This is a genomic window from Mycobacterium sp., from assembly GCF_032162105.1.
Taxonomy (GTDB): domain Bacteria; phylum Actinomycetota; class Actinomycetes; order Mycobacteriales; family Mycobacteriaceae; genus Mycobacterium.
In genome coordinates this window covers 1-4,117 of record NZ_JAVRPS010000080.1, presented here as the reverse complement: position 1 = coordinate 4,117, position 4,117 = coordinate 1, and the positions used below count along the sequence as shown (strand labels likewise).

The 4,117-nt window shown below is 65.3% G+C and carries 3 protein-coding genes; all 3 read left to right on the top strand.

Features of this window, described 5'->3' with window-relative positions:
- Positions 1-138: 138 nt before the first annotated feature.
- A complete protein-coding gene (locus tag QOC69_RS03940; protein ID WP_526436576.1) occupies positions 139-1,569 on the top strand; it encodes a condensation domain-containing protein in 1,431 nt (476 codons plus the stop codon).
- A gap of 53 nt (positions 1,570-1,622) precedes the next feature.
- Positions 1,623-2,870: a glycosyltransferase gene (locus QOC69_RS03935; protein ID WP_526436574.1), complete on the top strand. Its 1,248-nt coding sequence runs from the start codon at positions 1,623-1,625 to the stop codon at positions 2,868-2,870.
- Positions 2,871-2,880: 10 nt separating this feature from the next.
- The coding region (locus QOC69_RS03930) for an MMPL family transporter (protein WP_526436572.1) at positions 2,881-4,117 on the top strand (1,237 nt) is incomplete at its 3' end.

Below are 4,117 nucleotides of genomic sequence, written 5' to 3'. Positions count from 1 at the left end.
ACCGACATCACCACGATTCGTGGATTGGCGGACTCCCTCTGCGGAAAGTTGGAGCCCGCGGAGGTGGCTGCATGAGGTCTCCGCAGGCTTCGGGTGTCGTAGTTGTCTTGGGTGTTGGCGCGCAGTGAGGAGTGAACGGTGTTCGTAGGGGCATTGGAGATCGTCAGGCTCGAGGAGTGGGAGCCGGGAACGGGTTCGGTCGTGTCATGGCACGGTTCACCGGCATCACGGGCGAAGGCGATGGCTGCGCCGGTGAGTACCGTGCCGGCCAGTTACATGCAGGCTCAACACGTTCGGGGCTTCCACGAGTTCGCCGAGCGCGGGCTGGACTACTCACGTCTGGTGACCGTCTCCTGGGATGAGCAGGGGCAGTGCGACCAACGGGCGATGAACTACGTGATCAACGCCCATCTGCGTCGCCACGACACGTATCGCAGCTGGTTCGAGTACAGGGATGACGGCCGCATCGTGCGGCGGACGATCCAGAATCCCAACGACATCAAGTTCGTCCCGACCAAGCATGGTGCGATGGCGGCCGACGATTTCCACCAGTTGGTCCTCAATACCAGGACCATGGCGGAATGGGATTGCTTCAGCTTCGGGATCATTCAGCACGAGGATCACTTCAGCTTCTACGTGATCATGGACCACGTCCACACCGACCCGATGCTGATGGCGATGCTGTTCGTCGAGATCCATCAGACCTACACCACATTGCTCGAAGGCGGTGCGCCCCCGCAGCTTCCCGAGCCGAGCGGCTACGACGACTACTGCGTTCGCCAGCATCAGTACACGTCGGCGCTGACGGCGGATTCTCCGTCGGTGCGCAGCTGGATCGACTTCGCGAGCAGCAACGACGGGACCCTTCCGGAGTTCTCCCTGCCCCTCGGTGATCCGAACACTCCGTGCGGCGGGGATCTCATGGTCACGCAGTTGATGAACGCAGAGCAGACGGCCGCCTTCGAAAACGCCTGCATTGCCGCGGGTTCGCGGTTCGTCGGCGGGGTGTTCGCCGCCGCGGCCGTCGCGCAGTACCGGTTGACCGGGGTGGACGCGTACTACGGCATGACGCCGAAGGACATGCGCACTAGTCCCGAGGAGTTCATGACGTGTGGCTGGTTCACCGGCATGATCCCGGTCGGCGTGCCCGTGACGCGGGGCTCGTTCGCCCAGACGGCCCGTGCGGCGCAGAAGTCCTTCGACGCGAACACCGACCTGGCGAAGGTTCCGTTCGACCGGGTCCTGGAGTTGGTGCCGTGGCTGCATCGGTCGCAGCGTGGATTCCCCATGCTGGCCTACCTCGATGCCGGTCTGCCCCCGCTCTCCGCGGTGGTCGCCTCCCATCTCGACGGGGTGAACGCACGGGCGTACACCGACGGCAAGAGTCCGGCGCACATCTGCATGTGGGTGGGACGCGTCCACGACGAGACCGCACTGACGGTCTCCTTCCCGGACAACCCGATCGCCCGCGAGTCGGTCACCCGCTACGTCGAGGCGATGAAGGAGGTCTATGCCGGCGTGGCCGAAGGCCGTGAGGTGGTCGTGACCTCCATGCGTGAGACGGCTTGATCCCGCCTCATCCCAAACGGACCGGTGGATCGATGACAGGCAGGGACGAACCGATGAGGTTCACCCTGGCGGTGCACGGCACCCGGGGTGACGTGGAACCCTGCGCGGCGGTCGGGCGCGAGCTTCTCCGTCGCGGGCACGAGGTACGGATGGCTGCACCGCCCAACCTGATCGACTTCGTCGAGTCCGCGGGCGTGCCCGGTGTGGTCGCCTACGGGCCCGATTCACAGAAGCAGTTGGAGGCCGACTTCTTCCGCGAATTCTGGAAGATCCAGAACCCCGTCACGCTGGTGCGCAAGGGCATGGAGTACATCACCGAGGGTTGGGCGGAGATGAGTGCGACGCTGGTGGCGCTCTCCGAGGGCACCGACCTGATCTTGACGGGGACGACCTACCAGGAGGTGGTCGCGAACGTCGCCGAGTATCAGGGCATTCCGTTGGCCGCACTGCACTACTTCCCGGCCAGGGTGAACAGCAGCGCCGTCCCGATTCCGGCGCCGCCACCGCTGATCCGCTCGATCTGGGCCTCCATCGAATGGCTGCACTGGCGGATGATGAAGGAGGCCGAGGACGAACAGCGGCGCGAACTCGGCCTTCCCGCGGCGACGGTCCGGTGCGCACGGCGCATCGTGGAGGGCGGTGCGCTCGAGATACAGGCATACGACCGACTGTTCTTCCCTGGCCTATCCGAGGAGTGGGACGGGACGCGGCCGTTCGTCGGCGCTCTGACGATGGAACTGCCGACGTCGACCGACGACGACGTGGCTTCGTGGATCGCTCGCGGCAAACCACCGATATACTTCGGCTTCGGCAGCATGCCGGTCGAATCTCCGTCGGAGGCGGTCGCCAGGATCAGTGAGGTATGCGCGAAGCTGGGGGAGCGGGCGCTCGTCTCCTCGGGAGTCTGGGATCTCGACGACACCGCTCACGGTGACCACGTCAAGCTGGTAGGTGCGGTGAATCACGCGGCGGTGTTCCCCGCCTGTCGGGCCGTCGTGCACCACGGCGGCGCGGGTACTACGGCCGCCGGCATGCGCGCCGGTGTGCCGACCCTCGTCCTGTGGGTCGGAGCCGACCAGCCGGTGTGGGCAAACCAGGTGAAGCGGCTCGAAGTGGGTATCTCCCGGCGCTTCTCGTCCACCAACCAGGACCGGCTGCTCGCCGACCTCCGTACGGTGCTGGCCCCACGTTTCACCGCCCGCGCCCGTGAGGTCGCGACCCAGCTGACCAAACCGGGGGCCAGCGTGGAGACCGCAGCCGATCTCCTCGAGGAGAAGGCCGGCGTCATGGCCGCGAAGTGACGTGATCGCCATGGGGATGCCTGGCGGCGAAAAACTCCGGAAACCGTTCAAGGGGGCGAGTTTTCCGGCGTTGGGGCGTTTCATCGTCCGCCACCCCGTGATGGTCATCGTCGCGTGGATCGCTCTGGCGATAGCGCTGTTCCTAGCGATCCCGCCGCTGCCGGACGTGGCCGTGCTGAAGCCACCTGCCTTCCTGCCGAGCGACTCTCCCGTCCTGATCTCGAGCACCGAGATGAAGCAGGCCTTCAAGGAGCCCAGTTCGGACAACCTCGCGGTCGTCATCCTGAGCGACCAGAATGGGCTGACCCCCGCCGATGACGCCACGTACAAGACGCTGGTGGACAAACTCCACGCGGACAAGTCGAGTGTGGTGGGGACGCAGGACTTCCTCGCGATCCCCGAGCTGAAGCAAGCCCTCCAGAGCACCGACACCAAGGCCTGGCAGCTGCCGGTGAACATGGTCGGGGTGATGGGCACCGGCGAGGGGCAGCAGGCTTATCGAAACGTCGTGAAGATCGTCAAGGACACGACGGCGGGCACCACCCTGACCGCCAACGTCGTCGGGCCCGCGGCGACGATGGACGATCTCACCTCGACCGGGGCGGAAGACCAGCACTTCATCGAGATCGCCACGGTGTTGATGGTGTTGACGATCCTGATGGTGGTGTATCGCAACGTGATCGCGATGCTTCTGCCGCTGGCCACGATCGGGGTGTCCCTGGTCGTGGCACAACAGGTGGTGGCAGGACTCGGCCTTCACGGGCTGCCCGTCGGGCCTCAGACCCTCGTCTTGATGACGGGTTTGTTGATGGGCGCGGGAACCGATTACGCCGTGTTCCTGTTCAGCCGGTACCACGAATTGGTGCGGAGCGGACGGACGTCGGACGATGCCCTGGTCGAGGCACTCGCCTCGATAGGCGGAGTGATCACGGCGTCGGCGGGAACGGTGGCCATTGCCTTCTTCGGGCTGGCCTTCACGACGCTTGGCATCTTTCAGACGATCGGTCCTTCCTTGACGGTCACCATCGCGACCGGCTTCTTCGCGGCGATCACGATGTTGCCCGCACTGATCGTGCTGGCCGGACGCCGAGGCTGGATCAAACCGCGCAAGGACATGACCGGCCGGTTCTGGCGCCGCTCCGGTGTCCACATCGCGCGCAGGCCCAGGATTCACCTCGCGGTGAGCCTCGTCATCCTCATCTCGCTGGCGGCCACCGTGATGTTGGCCAAGTACAACTACGACGACC